The following is a 16,213-nucleotide window of genomic DNA, read 5'->3' on the forward strand; positions in this document are numbered from 1 at the left end:
GTAAGCGGGCCCCATGATCGACGTTGATGATCTGATCGCGCTGGTCCGCAACTACAACCCGAACACCAACTCAGAGCTAATCGCCCGTGCCTATTCGTATGGCATGGAGATGCATGACGGACAGGTTCGTCATTCAGGCGAGCCGTATTTCAGCCATCCGATTGCTGTCGCGGCTATCCTGACTGAACAGCAAATGGATGATGCTACGATCATCACCGCGTTGTTGCACGACACAATCGAAGACACCCGCGCGTCCTACAAAGACGTGGTTGACCTGTTTGGTGCCGAGATCGCCGAATTGGTTGACGGGGTCACCAAGCTGACCAATCTGCAGCTAAGCTCGACCGAGACCAAACAGGCCGAGAACTTTCGCAAGTTGTTCATGGCGACGAGCCGCGATTTGCGTGTCACATTGGTCAAGCTTTCAGATCGTTTGCACAACATGCGTACGATCAAAGCGATGCGGCCTGAAAAGCAGGTTCAGAAATCCCGCGAGACGATGGATATCTATGCACCGCTGGCCGGACGTATGGGTATGCAGTGGATGCGCGAAGAGCTTGAGGATCTCGCGTTTCGGGTGCTGAACCCAGAGGCGCGTAATTCGATAATTCGGCGATTCATCACGCTGCAAAAAGAGACCGGTGATGTGATCAGCAAGATCACGCAGGACATGATGCACGAGCTTGCCGCTGCTCATATCGAAACCGAGATCTTTGGCCGCGCCAAAAAGCCCTATTCGATCTGGCGCAAGATGCAGGAAAAGGATCAGGGCTTTTCCCGGCTGTCGGACATCTACGGATTCCGGATCATCACCGAAAGCGAGGCAGATTGTTATCGTGCGCTCGGAGCCATTCACCAGCGGTGGTATGCTGTTCCAGGTCGGTTCAAAGATTACATTAGCCAGCCAAAGTCGAACGGGTACCGGTCTATTCATACGACCGTGTCGGGCCGTGATGGCAAACGCGTCGAGGTTCAAATCCGGACCAAGCAGATGCACGAAGTTGCCGAGGCGGGCGTGGCTGCGCACTGGTCGTACCGTGATGGTCAGCGGGTCGAAAACCCCTTTGCGGTGGATCCAGCGAAATGGATCAGCCAACTGACCGAGCGTTTGGATCAGGCGCAGGATCACGATGAATTCCTCGAGGCGGTCAAGCTAGAGATGTATCAGGACCAAGTGTTCTGTTTCTCGCCCAAGGGGGATGTGATCAAGCTGCCGCGTGGTGCGACACCGATTGATTTCGCTTATGCGATCCACACACGGATCGGCGCGGCTTGTGTCGGTGCCAAAGTTGACGGCATCAGAGTGCCGTTGTGGACGCGACTGAAGAACGGCCAGTCAATCGAGATCATCACAGCCGAGGGCCAGACCCCGCAGGCGACGTGGATTGATATCGCGGTGACGGGTAAGGCCAAAGCGGCAATTCGCAAATCGTTGCGCGAAGAAGACCGTGATCGGTTCATCACCTTGGGACGCGAATTAGCGCGAGTGGCTTTTGAACATATTGGTCGCAAGGCCACAGACAAGGCGCTGCGCACAGCGGCCAAGGGTTTGGCGATGCCGAACATGCCCGAGATGTTGGCGCGCCTTGGCAGTGCCGAAATCACGGCGCGCGAAGTGGTTGCAGCCGTTTACCCCGATCTGGCCGAGGCCAAAGGTGAAGAGATTGATGGTCGTCGCGCAGTCATCGGTTTGCGTCCTGATCAACCTTTTGCCCGCGCGCAATGTTGCCAGCCGGTCCCGGGCGAGCGGATCGTGGGGATCAATTTCAAAGGACAGGGGGCGGTGGTCCACGCGATCGATTGTGCGTCATTGACCCGCTATGAAGATCAGACAATCCGCTGGGTTGATCTGCATTGGCATGATGGAAAACATCCCGCGAACCACGCCGTCACGTTGGATCTGACAATCAGTCATGCTGCGGGTGTTTTAGGTCGGATTTGCACCTTGATTGCCGAGCAGGGCGCCAATATCTCGGACCTAGTGTTTAAAGATCGTAAGCCGGATTACTATCGTCTCTTTGTTGATGTCGATTTAAGAGATGCGGCGCATCTACATAACGTATTGACCGTGCTAGAGGCAGACACGGACGTTGCAGCGATTTTGCGACACCGCGACGCATCGCGCGATCATGCGCAGCACGCGTTGGACGAAGCTCAGACGTAACCGGCCCCTTAACGGGGCGGCAAAAGGATCAAAACGGGTGGTATTCAAGCGAAGAGATCGGAGGTCGATAGGCAAGGCCATCCTCGATTTCGTCTGGCCCCGTGGCGGCTGGGGTCGCGCATTCAATTACGTGCGCCATCGCGTTCAACGGCTCCCTGACACACCTGAGAAAATCAGCCGCGGCATCTGGGCCGGTGTGTTTATCACATTTTCGCCGTTCTACGGGCTGCATATGGTCATTGGTGCGGTGATCGCATTGGTCATGCGCGGCAACATTGTGGCCTCGTTGATGGCGACGTTTTTTGGCAACCCACTTACATATCTGCCGATCGCCTATGCGTCGTTGGCGACAGGTCATTGGATGCTGGGGACACGGCTAGATCTGAATCTGTTGGCAGCCCCCGAGGATAAATCTGTTTGTGGTATCGGGTGCCAGTTCAGTAATGCGTTTCGCGATCTGTGGCATAATTTCAAGGCGATCTTTACCCACGAAAAGACTGACTGGCACGGATTGTTGATGTTTTATGACGAGGTGTTTTTGCCGTATATGGTCGGGGGCATATTGCCGGGGATCATTGCCGCGACGATTTGTTACTACGTCAGTGTCCCTGTGATCCGCGCTTATCAGAACAGTCGCCGCAAAGCCTTGCGTGCGAAACTAGAGAAGCTACATCAAAATCAGGCTGACGACTGACCTAGGGCTGGCTAAGGTTGGGTCAGTTGCATCAAAGTGCGAGGGGCTGCAATGACCGAACTGTTGAGACTGGGTGTGAACATCGACCACGTGGCGACCGTGCGCAATGCGCGGGGCGGGGCTGTGCCTGATCCTGTGCGCGCGGGTTTGCTGGCCCAAGAGGCCGGAGCTGACGGCATCACCGCGCATTTGCGTGAAGACCGTCGCCATATGGTGGATACGGATATTGATGCATTGATGGACGCGCTGAGCATCCCGTTGAATTTCGAGATGGCCGCGACAGATGAAATGCAGGCTATCGCGCTGCGGCACAAACCGCATGCTGTGTGCGTCGTGCCGGAAAAGCGTGAAGAGCGCACGACCGAGGGTGGCCTAGAGGTCGCGCGTGATGAAAACAAGCTGGCTGACTTTATTGCGCCGCTACGTGAGGCAGGATCGCGCGTTTCGATCTTTATCGCAGCGGATCAACGCCAGATCGAGTCAGCTGCGCGGATCGGTGCGGACATTATTGAGCTTCACACAGGGGCCTATTGTCACGCTCACATAGATGGTGACATCGCCCTGCGGGACGCCGAATTGGCGCGGATGGTCGAGATGGCCGCCGTCGCAGACGAGCTGGGTCTCGAAGTGCACGCGGGGCACGGGCTGACCTATGACTGTGTTTTGCCAGTGGCGGCAATTCCCCAACTCAAGGAATTGAACATTGGCCATTTTCTGATTGGTGAGAGCATCTTTCGTGGACTGCCCGATGCGATGGCCGAAATGCGCCGTTTGATGGACGAGGCACGAGGATGACTGCGTCGGCGTTAGCGCTCATTCTGTTGGCAGCACTGGTTGCGTCGGTCAGCCCTGGCCCCGCGACGCTGGCAATTGCCAACACATCCATGAGCCGTGGACGCGGTCAGGGATTGGCCTTGGCGTCGGGGATCACAACGGGATCGTTGATTTGGTCCGTGACCGCCGCCCTAGGGCTGGGCGCTGTGATGGCCGCGAATGTCTGGATGTTAGAGGTCGTGCGCTATGCTGGTGCGATCTATCTGTTGTGGCTCGCGTTCAAGTCAGCGAAGGGCGCGCTGCGCCGTGGCCCTGCACCTGTGGCCAAGGTCGTGCAAGGCACGCGGCGGACTGCCTATCTGATGGGACTTGCGTTGCACCTAACAAACCCAAAGGCGATTTTGTTCTTCGGCGCGCTCTATGCGATCGGAATACCCGAGGGCGCAGGGTTTGCGGATCTGGCTATCGTTATTATGGCGGTGGGTGTGCAAAGCATGGTGATGTTCCATCTGCTGGCGATTTTGTTTTCGGTGCCGGGGATGATGTCTGGATATGCACGGATGCGGCGCGGATTTGACGGCGTGTTTGCCGTGCTTTTTGGTGTGGCGGGGGTCAAGATTTTGACCACGAGACTGACATGAGCATGTGGCGTACCGCTGCATTGGTGTGCGGTCTGACGGCGGGTGCCGCCCAAGCCGCCCATGTTGGTCAGTGCGACGGATATGCCGCGAATGCGCGTAATTTATCAGTACCTTACGACGAAGCAGTCCGCGAATTTGCCAATGGGCGGATCGTGTTTCTAAACCTATTTGTCGAAGAGCCGGTGTGTTGTGGGGCGCATTTGATGGTGCTGTTCCCAAACTTGGATGACTACTATCAAGATTGTCGGTTGATCAGTTGGACGCCGAGCTTGGGGTATCTCAACATCAATCTGTCTGACGCAACAGCAGCCTATAATCCGAAGTCGGGACTGATGATCAGCGTGCCATCGCGGCTCTATGATGCCGAAGCGAACTTTGGCAACGGTGTGTTATTAGACGTCACGATCAACCAAGCGCACGGCACGGTCACAGTCAAAGAGACGTTGGGTATCGAATGATTTTGGGCATCGGCACAGATCTGGCAAATATTGACCGAATTCAGGGCGTTCTGGACCGTCATGGTGACCGGTTCCGCAACCGTGTTTTCACCGACGTCGAGCAATCCAAAGCCGAGCGCCGCCGTGATGTGGCTGGCACTTATGCAAAACGCTGGGCCGCAAAAGAGGCCTGTTCCAAGGCGCTGGGCACGGGCCTACGCATGGGGATCTCGTGGAAGGATATGGCGGTCAGTAACATGCGCACTGGCCAACCGGTAATGGCGGTCACGGGCTGGGCTGCCGAGCGGCTGGCGCAGATGACCCCCGAGGGCCATGAGGCAGTTATTCATGTGACGCTGACCGATGATCATCCATGGGCGCAGGCGTTTGTGGTCATCGAAGCGCGACCCGTAGCAGAGTGATTCAGCCAAGATCATAAAGGGTTTGCCTTGACTCGGACCCGTCCAATCCGCATGTAGCGACAAACCGAAACCGGAGCATTTTATGTCAGAACAGACCAGTGTCGTAGGCAGCGTGATTGAGACCGTGAAGACGGTTGTCTACGCGTTGCTGATCGCAGGAATTTTCCGCACGCTGTTCTTTCAACCGTTCTGGATCCCATCTGGGTCGATGAAAGACACATTGTTGGTCGGCGATTTCCTATTCGTGAACAAGATGGCCTACGGGTATTCCTATGCGTCTTGCCCGTCGATCAAGATCCCTGCGGTGGGTCTGGATATCGATGCCGAGGATTTCTGTGGCTTTGCCAAGGGCGGTAATGATCGTTTGTGGGGCGGCGATCCCGAGCGCGGCGATGTTGTCGTGTTCCGTCATCCCGTCACTGGCACAGATTTTATCAAACGCCTGATCGGCCTGCCGGGTGATCGTGTTCAGATGATCAACGGCGTTTTGCAGATCAATGGCGAGGCTGTCGCGTTGGTCGATGAGGATCCGTTTATTGAGCCCTTCGGTCTTCAAGGTCCGCAGAATTCACCGACCCGTTGTGAAAACGGTACTGTCGGGCCGGGTGCGGATTGCATCAAGAGCCGTCGGACTGAGACGCTTCCAAATGGTGTGGCCCACTCGATCCTCAGCATCACGGACAATGGACCGGGCGACAACACCCGTGTCTTTACCGTGCCGCAGGGCCAGTTTTTCTTTATGGGCGACAACCGCGACAATTCGAATGACAGCCGTTTTGCGCAGACAGCGCGCGGCGTTGGTTTTGTGCCTTACGAAGATCTGATCGGACGGGCAGACCGCATCATGTTCTCGTCTGCTGGTACAAGCATGCTCAAGTTCTGGACGTGGCGTTCAGATCGTTATTTCAAGGCAATTGAGTGAAACTAAGCGGCGACCTCAAAGCCTTTGAAGGGCGGTTGGGCCATAGGTTCGAGACGCCTGCGTTGTTGGTGCAGGCCGTGACCCATGCATCCATGTCCAGCCCAAACCGTGACGATAATCAGCGTCTGGAATTTTTGGGCGACCGCGTTTTGGGATTGGTGATGGCCGAGGCATTGCTGGCGGCGGACCCGATGGCCCCCGAAGGTATTTTGGCCCCGCGCTATAATGCACTGGTGCGCAAAGAGGCCTGTGCCGATGTGGCGCGCGAGGTTGATGTGGGCGCAGTTTTGAAGCTGGGCCGCTCTGAAATGAAATCAGGTGGGCGCCGCAAGCTGGCGCTTTTGGGCGATGCGATGGAGGCGGTGATTGCTGCCGTCTATCTGGACGCTGGGTTCGAAGCCGCACGTGAGATGGTTCTGCGATTGTGGGGCACGCGTATTCACACGGTCAAAGCGGACGCGCGCGATGCCAAGACGGCGTTGCAAGAATGGGCGCAGGGCCGCGGCGAGGGTCCGCCCAACTATACCGAAGTGTCGCGTACGGGCCCCGATCATGCGCCAATTTTTGAAATTGAAGTGCGGCTAGAAGCCGGTCAGAGCTATCGAGCCAAGGCCGGATCAAAACGCCAAGCGGAACAAGCAGCAGCCGAGGCTCTGTTAAAACAGGTGACCAAATGACAAAGACGAACGCAGGTACTCGGGCGGGATTTATCGCGCTGATTGGCGAGCCGAACGCAGGCAAGTCCACGCTGTTGAACCGGATGGTGGGCGCCAAGGTGTCGATCGTGACCCACAAGGTACAGACCACACGCGCGCGCATTCGCGGAGTCGCAATGGAAGGGCAAAGCCAGCTGGTGTTCGTTGACACCCCTGGTTTGTTCAAACCGCGCCGCCGGCTGGACCGCGCCATGGTCGCCGCCGCGTGGAGCGGCGCATCAGATGCCGATGTTGTGGTCCTGATGATCGAATCGCACCGCGGTATCACCGAAGGTGTTGAGGCGATCCTAGAGGCGCTCGAAGAACGTGGCGGCAATGCGCCTGTTGCGCTCGCGCTGAACAAAATCGACCGTGTGAAATCCGAAGTTTTGTTAGGTCTGACCAAAGAAATGAACGACCGCTTTGATTTTGCCGAGACGTTCATGATCTCGGCGGAAAAAGGTCACGGCGTGGATACTCTGCGCACTTGGCTTGCTGGTCGCATTCCAAAAAGCCCGTTTTTGTATCCAGAGGATCAGATTGCCGATCTGCCGATGCGGATGATTGCGGCCGAGATGACCCGCGAAAAGTTGACCCTGCGACTGCACCAAGAATTGCCGTATCAGATGACTTGCGAGACCGAGAGCTGGGAAGAGCGCAAGGACGGGTCAGTGAAGATTGATCAAGTGATCTATGTCATGCGTGACGGCCACAAAGGTATCGTGTTGGGCAACAAGGGCGAGACGATCAAAGCTGTGGGCAAAGCTGCGCGCGAAGAGCTTGTCGAGTTTTTGGGGCGCAAGGTGCACCTGTTCTTGCAGGTCAAAGTGCGGCCAAATTGGCTGGATGAGGCCGAGCGCTATGACGAGATGGGGCTGAATTTCAAGGACGGCAACGCTTGAGCAGGCTGACCGCCGACTTTTGGGTTGCGGCCTATCTGACGCGGCTGCGGGTCGAGGATATTCCGGTCTTTGTGGTCAAGCGTGGCGATGATACAGCCGGAGCCGTGTTGATCAAGATGAACACGTTGGATGGTCAGGCGTGTTGCTATCAGAGGTCATTTGATTTGATGAGCGGCGAGCGGATTTGGGTCGTGTTGGCTGAAGGGGTCGAGGCGGATGTCGACGCTGCATTGGACAAGCAACGATCGTTTGATCCAGATTGCTGGGTGATCGAGGTCGAGGACCGTGAGGGGCGTCATTTGTTGGACGCACCCGGTCTAGAGTAGGGGGCAGAGCGCGTGATCCAGTGGCGGGATGAAGGGGCATTGTTGTCCGTGCGTCGCCACGGCGAGAGCGCCGCCATTGTCGAAATCTTTACTGCAGAACATGGGCGTCATGCCGGCATTGTCAGAGGTGGCACGTCGCGCAAGATCGCGCCAATTCTGCAACCCGGTGCGCAACTGGATGTCGTCTGGAAGGCCCGTCTGGAAGAGCATCTAGGATCATTCAGTGTCGAGCCCGTGCGCAGCCGTGCAGCGGCGGTGATGTCCGACCGATTGGCGCTGGCGGGTCTGAACGCCGTTTGCGCGCTGTTGGCGTTTGCGATGCCCGAGCGCGAGGCGCATCCGAGCCTCTACCGCCAGAGCACGGTGTTGATGGACCTTCTTGGGAACACGGACGCATGGCCACTGGCCTATCTGCGGTGGGAATTGGCCCTGCTCGAAGAATTGGGGTTTGGACTGGACCTCGGTTCGTGCGCTGTGACGGGATCGGTCGAGGGGCTCTGCTATGTGTCGCCCAAATCCGGTCGTGCAGTCAGTGCCGAGGGTGCAGGTGAATGGGCGGATCGGTTGTTGCCGTTGCCGGATGTCTTGTTGGGGGTCGGTTCAGCACCAGACGCCGAGATCCTGCAAGGGCTCGAGACGACGGGATATTTCCTAGAGCACTGGTTGGCGCGTGCGTTGGGTGACCGGCCTGTGCCTGATGCGCGCGGTCGAATGGTCGACGCGCTAGTGCGCTATTCCTGAGCGGTAAAGACCATGCTGCGCCCTGCGTCGTTGGACAAGATTAGCGTCGGGCCAGAGACTTCTGCCAGTGTCATTTCACCAAGCGCCGTGAGGTACTGAGATTCCGCGGCGAGATCAGGGCAGGCCATCTTGGTGCTGCCAAGTGTGCCAGTTTCGAACCACGGGTATGGTGCTGTCTGCGACCCAAAGAACTGGTTGCAAGGTGCGCGACCAGCGATCTGCCCGGGTGCGGGAAATGTCAGTGTGGCTGTGGCTGTAAACGGATCACTATCTAGTTCGACGAGGGTCCAAACCTTGCCAGATGCGCCGTAGGCCGCGATGCTCTCGTCCGCGCGACAGGCGGTGAGCGTGAGGGCCATGGCACAGATCATTGCTAAGCGGATCATAGTGGTTTGACCGGTTTGCTCACAGCCTCGGCCGCCGCGATGATCGCGTCATGGGACGGCGTGAAATCAATGTCGAGGATGTCGCGCGTCTGGCTGTTGTCGATGTTCAATTCCAAATCAATGATCGGTAGGATCGTTTTGATCTGCGCATCAAAGAGCGACAACAGGCGAACCATAAATTTAGGTGCGATCCGTTTGGGCAGCTTTTTGTCAGCGTGTTTGGTTTTCAACACGTCCACCATGGCAGGCGCCATCATGTAGCTATCAGCGAGGACAAAGCGTTTGCCAATGCTGGCGTTGATATCGAGCGCGCGGACATGTGCGGTGCTGACATCGGCGAGGTCAACAATTGGCAGGCCAAAATTTGGGATCATCGGGTATTTGCCGGTCAGGAATTGGCTAATGAGATCGAGCGACGTGCCGTAGTTTGCATCGGTCGGCGTGCCAAGCACGAGACCGGGGTTGATCGTCGTTAGCTGCATCTCTGGGTGTTCGGCGACAAAGCTCCAAGCGGCTTGCTCTGCAAGCGTTTTGGCCTTGGCGTAGGCGCCCATGGTTGGGTGGTCGATTGTGGACCAATCGTCTGCGCCGAGGGTCGCACCAGCATTGAGGTCTTTGTGCATGATGGCGACCATCGACGAGGTCAGGACCACCCGTTTGACACCCGCTGTTTGCGCGGCGCGCAAAGCCTGAAGCGTACCGTCAACTGCAGGGCGGATCAATTCGTTTTCATCTTTTGGCGCGGCACCAGGAAACGGCGAGGCCGTGTGGATGACGGCATCAACGCCAGCCATTGCATCGCGCCAGCCCGCGCCTTTGGTCAGGTCCAGCTCGGTAAAGCTGAGACGGGAAAGCGAGGCGGGGTTTTTGAGCTGGGACGCCACAGCGGCGTTCACCTCTTGGGTGCGTTTCATCGACCGCAATGAGCCGCGCACGGAATGCCCGGCGTTTAAAAGGTCAGCGGCAATCTTCTTGGCAATAAAACCGGTGACACAGGTCAGTAAAATGGATTTGCTCATAACAACCCCCGTTGGTTGATGATGAGGTAGATCGTGTGGTTCAAAAGGAAAAGGGTTGCCGCTAGGGAGAGTCCCGAATTCTGGAGTAGTGCGGTAAATTAACCCACAAAATCTGGGTTCTTTCTAGGGCGCAAAAACGATCTTGGGCCCCGTGATTTGACTGATGTGCGCACCGGTGTTGACGGCAGTGTAGATCGGTTTGGGCGGCCGCGCGATGTAGTCGACCGTGCGGCTGACCCATTGCCGATCTTCCATCGTTTTGAGCGACTGGGACAGGGCGCGATCCGTGATGGTTCCGAGCTGCCGTTTGATATCATTAAAATGGTTGGGAGTCTGCAATGTCGTCAAAACAGGAAGCGTCCAAGAGCGGCGCAGCAGGCCGTGATCTGTCTGGGGTGAAATTCTTTGAATGCTGTGAGAGAGCGCTGCTATAGATTTGCCGAACGAGGTTAGCCGAAATTCGGGACGCAGAGGGTGGCCATAGCCCGGGTTGCGTTCCAGTAGCTCTAGCTTGATCAAATGGTCCACGCTTTGGGAAAAGGCGGTTCTGCTGGCCCCAGTAGCTTTCAGCAATGGGGCCTGACGTCCTGCGACCCCGTCGTGGAGGCAGGATAAAACCGGCAACGCCCAGGCCCGCGAGGTGATATTGACAAATAGAGTAATGTCCATAAAGTATAGTTAGTATATTTTGAACAAAAGGAAAGACCGTGTCACTTGTTACTCTAGATAAAACGATCACGATTTCGCTCTCGGTGGCAGACCGGCATGCAAGTGCGGACTGGTACGGACGCCTTTTGGGGTTCTAAGTGATGTATCTCGCAGACGAGGCGGGGTGGTCCGAATTGGCGACAAACACGGCGGGTGTCACGCTGGGGTTGGGCGAGCATACGAAACCCGCGCCGGGCAATTGCGTACCTGTCTTTGGGATTGCGGATCTGGATGCGGGGCGGGGCAAGCTGGAAGAGGCCGGCGTTGCGTTCGATGGCGATACTGGTGTGGTCGAGGGCATGGTCAAGACGGCAACATTCTACGACCTTGATGGCAATGCAATGATGTTGGGCGCAGGATTTGACCGGCGGCGCCTAGTACAAAGCAAAGCGGGCCGCCCCAAGACAGGGCGGTCCTTAGTGGGATTTAGCCCAACAAGCGGCGTGCGATGACTTGGGCCTGAATTTCAGCAGCGCCCTCGAAGATGTTGAGAATACGGGCGTCGCAGAGAATGCGGCTGATTTTGTATTCCAAAGCAAAGCCGTTGCCACCATGGATTTGCAGCCCGTTGTCCGCACAGGCCCACGCAACACGCGCGCCCAGTAGTTTCGCCATGCCGGCTTCGATATCGCAGCGCTCGCCGCTGTCTTTTTGCTCGGCCGAGAAATAGGTGAGCTGGCGGGCGATCATGGTTTCCACGGCCATCATCGCAAGCTTGCCCGAGACGCGTGGGAAGTTGATCAACGACTGACCGAACTGTTTGCGGTCGATGGCGTATTGCATCGAGACATCCAGTGCCGAGGCGGCCACACCAATCGCACGTGCGGCGGTTTGTATGCGAGCGGATTCGAATGTCTCCATCAGCTGTTTAAAGCCTTTGCCGGTGACACCGCCGAGCAGGTTCTCGCCTTTGACTTCGAACCCGTCAAAGGCCAGTTCGTATTCTTTCATTCCGCGGTACCCGAGGACTTCGATCTCGCCACCGGTCATGCCGGGGGTGGGGAATGGGTTGTCATCGGTTCCGGGGGTTTTCTCGGCGAGGAACATGGACAGACCGTTGTAGTCGGTCGTGTCGGGGTCCGTGCGCGCGAGAACGGTCATCACTTGGGTCCGCGTCGCGTGGGTGATCCACGTTTTGTTGCCAGTGATCGTCCAGTCGTCGCCGTCCCGTACCGCGCGGGTGCGCAAGCTGCCGAGATCCGATCCGGTGTTGGGTTCGGTGAACACAGCGGTCGGCAGAGTTTCGGCGCTGGCCAGTTGGGGCAGCCATTTTTGTTTCTGCTCGTTCGTGCCGCCGCAGAGGATCAGTTCGGCTGCGATTTCCGAACGCGTGCCCAGAGAGCCAACACCGATATAGCCGCGTGAGAGTTCTTCGGAGACGACGCACATCGACGCTTTGGACAGACCAAAGCCGCCAAACTCTTCTGGGATGGTCAGGCCAAAGACACCCATTTCGGCCAGTTCGTTGATGACCTCCATCGGGATCAATTCGTCTTTGAGGTGCCAGTCGTGGGCGTGGGGTTCGATCTTGTCGACCACATAGCGACGGAACTGTTCGCGGATCATCTCAAGTTCGTCATCGAGGCCGGATGCCCCGACGGTAATGTTCGCGGCCTGCTCTTGCATCAACTCAACGAGACGGGTGCGTGCGGCTTGGGTGTTGCCCGATTGGGTGAGCGTCATCACAGCGGGCGACATCAGGCCACGCATATCGTCTTGGGTCAGGCCTAGGTCCTGAAGCCGCAAAATTTCGCCCTGAGACATCGGAATGCCGCCATAGATCTGCCAGAGGTATTCGCCAAACGCAATCTGTTGGATCAATTGTTCGGTCTCGCCAAACTTGCCATCAGCCGCGAGACGTTCAGCCCAATTCTGCATTTGGCGCAGGGACTGGGCGTAGGTTGCGAGCCATGCAAAGCCATGCGCCGCGACTTGGTTCTGTTCTACCAGCGCACCCGATACACGATCACCGTCAGCTACAAGCGCGCGAACTGTTGTTTTCGCGGTGTCCAACAGAGCCTCGACCGGGTGCAGCGCGTCTGCGGTGAGGGTCAGAAGATTGTCCAATAGCATAGGCGTGTTCAATGTCATGTCTTGTCCGTCATGTGGCATGGGTCGAATCCTCTGTCTGGCGTCAGTATAGATATAGCCCCTTGCAGTCGCAGCGCAACTTTTATTCATATTCTGCGCTGCAAAAGACCGAAAATGTCGCACCGGAATTTTGAAGCCGCTAGGCCTGTGCGTCGCCGCGCTGGCGTTATATCAGACACGGTATGGAGTGGATAACACAGATCATGCCGCTGGGCATCTTTGGCTTGGCGTGTCTCGTGACGATGATGGGCGGGTTCGTCAAAGGGGCGGTCGGTTTTGCCATGCCGCTGGTGATGATCTCGGGGATGGGGATTTTTTTGGATCCGCAGATCGTCGTTGCAGGGATCGTCATTCCAGTCGTTCTGACAAATGTGTTGCAAGTCGTGCGTGGCGGGTGGAGCGAGGCGTGGTCGGCGCTGCGCGAGCATCGGCTGTTTATCGTGATCGTGTCGGTGGTGATCTTTGCTGCTGCCCAAGCATTGCCGCGCATTTCGACCGACCGAATGCTGGTCGTTCTGGGGGCCGCCGTCATGGTGCTGTGCCTCGTACAGTTGGCAGGGTGGCGCCCCAATCTGTCTGCGCGGATGCGTCGGCCGTTTTCAATTGTTGCGGGTGTGATCGCTGGGGTCTTGGGCGGATTGTCGGGGACGTGGGGTGCGCCAACCGTGCTGTACCTTTTGGCTCTTGAGACGCCCAAAGCGCGCGCCATGAGCATCCAAGGCGTGATCTTTGGTCTGGGGTCTTGGATGCTGTTGTTTGGACATTTGCAGTCAGGCGTTCTGCGGGCCGAGACGGCACCGTTTTCGCTGGCTCTGGTGGCGCCAGCGCTGTTGGGCATGATGCTGGGGTTCAAATTGGGGGACCGCATGGACCAAGAAAAATTCCGCACTGCGACGCTGTGGATCTTGGTGATTGCAGGGCTGAACCTGATCCGCCGTGGGGCGTTTGGTTAAGACAAAAACGCGCCGCCGCAGCCGTTGGTGATTGCTGGCAAGGCATTGGGTGGGACAACATTGAACGTCACGCGGTACAGGGTTTGATCCCCCATGGTCGCATGAAACTGCCATTCGCCAGTGACCATCTCGTAGGGGTAATCAAATGAATAGGCGTTGATCGACCCGTCGTCACCGCCAAGGTCTGTGACGTAGGTTTGAGTTGTTGTGCCGTCGTTGGTGAACGCTGGATGGGTCAGGGTGATCGTGACGGGGGCATACGCGGCGCCACCAACACCCTTGGTCTTGACCCCAAATGATACGTTGGGTGCTGCGGGCACCGTAGAAGTGCGCCATGTGATCGACGGCATTCCATCAAAGAGGTCGATGCGCCCTTCGGCGGTGCCGGGGGCATCGGTGCTGCCGACCGTTTCGCGCGCGCAAAATGCCCCGTATTCGATCCGCAACAACGTCTCGTCATATTCTGAGGCCGCATCGGTGGTCATGGCGATCGCGCAGACGGGCAGGGCGAGGGCGGCGAGGGTTGTTGCAAGTCTCATGAAGCGAATGTGGCGCTTGCGAGGGATGGGATCAAGAGTGTCGGGGAACATGCTGGCGGTTGTTCGCTGTAATTGCGAATAGTGGCACGGGTGAAGGGATTGCTTGGTGGGCAAAATCGGTGGCTGTAATTGTTGCGCCAACGCCAACTGCCTTCACTCGTCGCCGTTTTCTGCTGCCGGTTCTCCGACCAACCATTTCACTGCAACTGCTATCAGTGCCCCCGCGGCAATAAAGAGCAACGTGTTTTGTGCTAGTACCTGCCAACCGTAAGGAGTGAGAACTCCGTCAATTGATCTGATGTACCCATCGCCACCAACGTGAGAGTTAACGTTGGGATTAATTGACTGACGATATCCAGACAACTGACCCATCGCGATACTGAGCGTGGCTAAAATCGATGCAATCACGGCACCCCGACAAGTGGCTGAAGTCCAACTGATTTCTTTTTGCATGATGCGTTTGAGAATCGGGGCACCTATTGCCCAACAAAACAAAAGGGCGAAAGGAATACCAAGAGGTGCGGCACCAACGATACCACCGGGGTTTCCATTGAGGATCGAGGGGACGCCAACCACAGCAAAGTATCCCAGCAAAGCTGATTGGTTGACGGCATTGATCCATTGCTTGCGGGAATATACTGGCCAGTCACTCATGATGTGAAGCTACCAGAACAGGCTGCAGTTTCTAGAACGAACTTTCGCACCCCGCCATTCGCCAAACCTCAACAATCAGGGAGGTTTGAGTCGATCTAGCGTGTCTATCACGCCGTGGGTCCATCGAACGGCTGCGACCCCGTTCAATCGGATCCTGCGCTAAGTTCGGATGGCCACAACCTGCGTAAGAGAGCCTTTGAAGGCCTTGGTCATTCAAAGTGGATCAAAAAATCAGAATTTGCCTAGGTGAACTTCCGAAACAGCTTTGTCTGATCAAACATATCTTCCAAGGTTTCCATTCGATCCTTTGTCTCATCCCAATTTAGGTTTTGGACAGATGAAATCATGGTTTCGACCAACAGCATCGTCGTTGTTAAGGAATCCCAAGCTGAGGGCACGATAATCCGGCAGCTCAGGCTAACCTCTGCCAAGTGATGCACAGGCGAGCGCCATTGATCTGTGAACAATACGATCTTTGCACTGCGCGCATTGGCCATTTCCGCGAGTTTGAGGGTATTGTTCTCGTATCTGCGGACGTCAAAAATGCAAAAAATATCCCCCTCTTTGGCATTCAATAGATAGTGCGGCCAAGTGTTCGAGGTGGTTTGGACATGGGTTACATTCTCGCGAATGACCTGCATGTGCATAAACAAATACTCGGCCAGCGTATGGGTGATGCGACCGCCAACAATATAGAGATGGTGCTTTGGGTCGGCCACCAGATTGCAGGCATTGTCAAAGGCAACAGGGTCGATCTGGCCAAGAGTAAGGCGAATGTTGTTGATGACGGCGTCGGTGAACCGATTCAAAAGGTGTTCTGACGGGACTGCCTCTGCCCATGTGTCGTGTTTTGCGATCGGGTCTTTTACTTTGGCGCGCAGTTCTTCCCGCAGTTCAGCCTGAAAATCGGGATAGCCTCGGTACCCGAGTTTGTGAACCATTCGGGCGACTGTAGGGACCGATACATTCGCATCTTTCGCCAAAGCTGTCAGCGGACCAAGGCCAGAAGCCGGATAATTTTCGAGAATCGAAAGCGCCAACTGCCGTTCTGCACGGGTCAGATCGTCCAGTTTTTCCTGAATGCGGTCAGATATTGTTTGTGTGGCTTCGCTCATCGGTCTCTCAGTTCTGTTATTTTTATAACA

General features: G+C 56.6%; 19 protein-coding genes and 1 pseudogene. 13 read left to right on the forward strand and 7 right to left on the reverse strand.

All coding sequences use genetic code 11. The annotated features are described in order from the left end of the window. Nucleotides 1-13: 13 nt before the first annotated feature. The 11 genes from TR2A62_RS13905 (at nt 14) to recO (ending at nt 8,718) form a co-directional block, all read left to right on the forward strand. Nucleotides 14-2,164, forward strand: coding sequence for a bifunctional (p)ppGpp synthetase/guanosine-3',5'-bis(diphosphate) 3'-pyrophosphohydrolase (locus tag TR2A62_RS13905; protein ID WP_009160758.1), 2,151 nt, complete (start codon nt 14-16; stop codon nt 2,162-2,164). A 37-nt stretch (nt 2,165-2,201) separates the two neighbouring features. Then, the gene (locus TR2A62_RS13910; RefSeq protein WP_040820785.1) at nt 2,202-2,858 is read left to right on the forward strand and encodes a DUF2062 domain-containing protein; all 657 of its coding nucleotides are present in this window, start codon (nt 2,202-2,204) and stop codon (nt 2,856-2,858) included. A 51-nt stretch (nt 2,859-2,909) separates the two neighbouring features. Continuing rightward, nucleotides 2,910-3,653: a pyridoxine 5'-phosphate synthase gene (locus TR2A62_RS13915; protein WP_009160661.1), complete on the forward strand. Its 744-nt coding sequence runs from the start codon at nt 2,910-2,912 to the stop codon at nt 3,651-3,653. Next, nucleotides 3,650-4,273, forward strand: a complete 624-nt coding sequence (locus TR2A62_RS13920; protein WP_009159631.1) for a LysE family translocator — start codon at nt 3,650-3,652, stop codon at nt 4,271-4,273. Before TR2A62_RS13915 ends, TR2A62_RS13920 begins: the two co-directional genes overlap by 4 nt. Continuing rightward, the gene (locus TR2A62_RS13925) at nt 4,270-4,731 is read left to right on the forward strand and encodes a hypothetical protein (RefSeq protein ID WP_150103495.1); all 462 of its coding nucleotides are present in this window, start codon (nt 4,270-4,272) and stop codon (nt 4,729-4,731) included. Before TR2A62_RS13920 ends, TR2A62_RS13925 begins: the two co-directional genes overlap by 4 nt. Then, entirely contained in the window at nt 4,728-5,132 is a 405-nt protein-coding gene (gene acpS / locus TR2A62_RS13930; protein WP_009158158.1) for a holo-ACP synthase, read from the forward strand. Before TR2A62_RS13925 ends, acpS begins: the two co-directional genes overlap by 4 nt. Before the next feature lie 82 nt (nt 5,133-5,214). Beyond that, complete coding sequence (gene lepB / locus TR2A62_RS13935) at nt 5,215-6,054, forward strand: signal peptidase I (RefSeq protein WP_009158176.1); 840 nt, start codon at nt 5,215-5,217, stop codon at nt 6,052-6,054. Next, complete coding sequence (gene rnc / locus TR2A62_RS13940; RefSeq protein ID WP_009160115.1) at nt 6,051-6,731, forward strand: ribonuclease III; 681 nt, start codon at nt 6,051-6,053, stop codon at nt 6,729-6,731. The genes lepB and rnc overlap by 4 nt, the downstream gene beginning before the upstream one ends. Further along, on the forward strand, nt 6,728-7,651 hold the full coding sequence (gene era / locus TR2A62_RS13945) for a GTPase Era (RefSeq protein WP_009159288.1): 924 nt from the start codon (nt 6,728-6,730) through the stop codon (nt 7,649-7,651). Before rnc ends, era begins: the two co-directional genes overlap by 4 nt. Then, nucleotides 7,648-7,977 (forward strand): DUF1491 family protein, encoded by a 330-nt coding sequence (locus TR2A62_RS13950; RefSeq protein ID WP_009158434.1) that lies wholly within the window; start codon nt 7,648-7,650, stop codon nt 7,975-7,977. The genes era and TR2A62_RS13950 overlap by 4 nt, the downstream gene beginning before the upstream one ends. A 15-nt stretch (nt 7,978-7,992) precedes the next feature. Beyond that, nucleotides 7,993-8,718, forward strand: coding sequence for a DNA repair protein RecO (gene recO, locus TR2A62_RS13955; RefSeq protein ID WP_040821567.1), 726 nt, complete (start codon nt 7,993-7,995; stop codon nt 8,716-8,718). Here the strand turns inward: recO and TR2A62_RS13960 are convergent. From TR2A62_RS13960 to TR2A62_RS13970, 3 genes are all read right to left on the reverse strand, one after another. Further along, nucleotides 8,709-9,104: an META domain-containing protein gene (locus TR2A62_RS13960; protein ID WP_040820789.1), complete on the reverse strand. Its 396-nt coding sequence runs from the start codon at nt 9,102-9,104 to the stop codon at nt 8,709-8,711. The two genes, recO and TR2A62_RS13960, sit on opposite strands and share 10 nt — an antisense overlap. Continuing rightward, nucleotides 9,101-10,123: an NAD-dependent epimerase/dehydratase family protein gene (locus TR2A62_RS13965; RefSeq protein WP_009158976.1), complete on the reverse strand. Its 1,023-nt coding sequence runs from the start codon at nt 10,121-10,123 to the stop codon at nt 9,101-9,103. Before TR2A62_RS13965 ends, TR2A62_RS13960 begins: the two co-directional genes overlap by 4 nt. A 123-nt stretch (nt 10,124-10,246) precedes the next feature. Then, a complete protein-coding gene (locus tag TR2A62_RS13970) occupies nt 10,247-10,651 on the reverse strand; it encodes a winged helix-turn-helix transcriptional regulator (RefSeq protein WP_369699506.1) in 405 nt (134 codons plus the stop codon). Nucleotides 10,652-10,830: 179 nt separating this feature from the next. Between TR2A62_RS13970 and TR2A62_RS13975 the strand changes: the two are divergent. Continuing rightward, nucleotides 10,831-11,209: pseudogene (locus TR2A62_RS13975) on the forward strand (VOC family protein). 48 nt (nt 11,210-11,257) lie between these two features. Here TR2A62_RS13975 and TR2A62_RS13980 read toward each other — a convergent pair. Beyond that, nucleotides 11,258-12,943 carry an acyl-CoA dehydrogenase family protein gene (locus TR2A62_RS13980; protein WP_009160082.1) on the reverse strand — a complete coding sequence of 562 codons (1,686 nt, stop codon included), beginning with the start codon at nt 12,941-12,943 and terminating at the stop codon, nt 11,258-11,260. A gap of 161 nt (nt 12,944-13,104) precedes the next feature. On the opposite strand from TR2A62_RS13980, the gene TR2A62_RS13985 reads away from it, so the two are divergent. Beyond that, a complete protein-coding gene (locus TR2A62_RS13985; protein ID WP_040820793.1) occupies nt 13,105-13,875 on the forward strand; it encodes a sulfite exporter TauE/SafE family protein in 771 nt (256 codons plus the stop codon). On the opposite strand, the gene TR2A62_RS17730 is transcribed toward TR2A62_RS13985, so the two are convergent. From TR2A62_RS17730 to TR2A62_RS14000, 3 genes are all read right to left on the reverse strand, one after another. Next, nucleotides 13,872-14,414 carry a DUF3859 domain-containing protein gene (locus TR2A62_RS17730; RefSeq protein ID WP_050761095.1) on the reverse strand — a complete coding sequence of 181 codons (543 nt, stop codon included), beginning with the start codon at nt 14,412-14,414 and terminating at the stop codon, nt 13,872-13,874. The genes TR2A62_RS13985 and TR2A62_RS17730 overlap by 4 nt on opposite strands. Nucleotides 14,415-14,567: 153 nt before the next feature. Beyond that, a complete protein-coding gene (locus TR2A62_RS13995) occupies nt 14,568-15,068 on the reverse strand; it encodes a hypothetical protein (RefSeq protein ID WP_009158141.1) in 501 nt (166 codons plus the stop codon). Between the two features lie 242 nt (nt 15,069-15,310). After that, nucleotides 15,311-16,183 carry a MurR/RpiR family transcriptional regulator gene (locus TR2A62_RS14000; RefSeq protein ID WP_009159987.1) on the reverse strand — a complete coding sequence of 291 codons (873 nt, stop codon included), beginning with the start codon at nt 16,181-16,183 and terminating at the stop codon, nt 15,311-15,313. Between the last annotated feature and the right edge of the window lie 30 nt (nt 16,184-16,213).

Source organism: Thalassobium sp. R2A62 (assembly GCF_000161835.1).
In the GTDB taxonomy this organism is placed as follows: domain Bacteria; phylum Pseudomonadota; class Alphaproteobacteria; order Rhodobacterales; family Rhodobacteraceae; genus Thalassobium.

Bases quoted from the DNA above. Each gene is read 5' to 3' on its own strand.
- TR2A62_RS14000 (WP_009159987.1), bottom strand. From the start codon at position 16,183: ATGAGCGAAGCCACACAAACAATATCTGACCGCATTCAGGAAAAACTG.
- TR2A62_RS13905 (WP_009160758.1), top strand. From the start codon at position 14: ATGATCGACGTTGATGATCTGATCGCGCTGGTCCGCAACTACAACCCG.
- TR2A62_RS13965 (WP_009158976.1), bottom strand. From the start codon at position 10,123: ATGAGCAAATCCATTTTACTGACCTGTGTCACCGGTTTTATTGCCAAG.
- lepB (WP_009158176.1), top strand. From the start codon at position 5,215: ATGTCAGAACAGACCAGTGTCGTAGGCAGCGTGATTGAGACCGTGAAG.
- era (WP_009159288.1), top strand. From the start codon at position 6,728: ATGACAAAGACGAACGCAGGTACTCGGGCGGGATTTATCGCGCTGATT.
- TR2A62_RS13960 (WP_040820789.1), bottom strand. From the start codon at position 9,104: ATGATCCGCTTAGCAATGATCTGTGCCATGGCCCTCACGCTCACCGCC.
- TR2A62_RS13925 (WP_150103495.1), top strand. From the start codon at position 4,270: ATGAGCATGTGGCGTACCGCTGCATTGGTGTGCGGTCTGACGGCGGGT.
- TR2A62_RS13920 (WP_009159631.1), top strand. From the start codon at position 3,650: ATGACTGCGTCGGCGTTAGCGCTCATTCTGTTGGCAGCACTGGTTGCG.
- TR2A62_RS13995 (WP_009158141.1), bottom strand. From the start codon at position 15,068: ATGAGTGACTGGCCAGTATATTCCCGCAAGCAATGGATCAATGCCGTC.
- TR2A62_RS13980 (WP_009160082.1), bottom strand. From the start codon at position 12,943: ATGCCACATGACGGACAAGACATGACATTGAACACGCCTATGCTATTG.
- acpS (WP_009158158.1), top strand. From the start codon at position 4,728: ATGATTTTGGGCATCGGCACAGATCTGGCAAATATTGACCGAATTCAG.
- TR2A62_RS13915 (WP_009160661.1), top strand. From the start codon at position 2,910: ATGACCGAACTGTTGAGACTGGGTGTGAACATCGACCACGTGGCGACC.
- TR2A62_RS13985 (WP_040820793.1), top strand. From the start codon at position 13,105: ATGGAGTGGATAACACAGATCATGCCGCTGGGCATCTTTGGCTTGGCG.
- TR2A62_RS17730 (WP_050761095.1), bottom strand. From the start codon at position 14,414: ATGAGACTTGCAACAACCCTCGCCGCCCTCGCCCTGCCCGTCTGCGCG.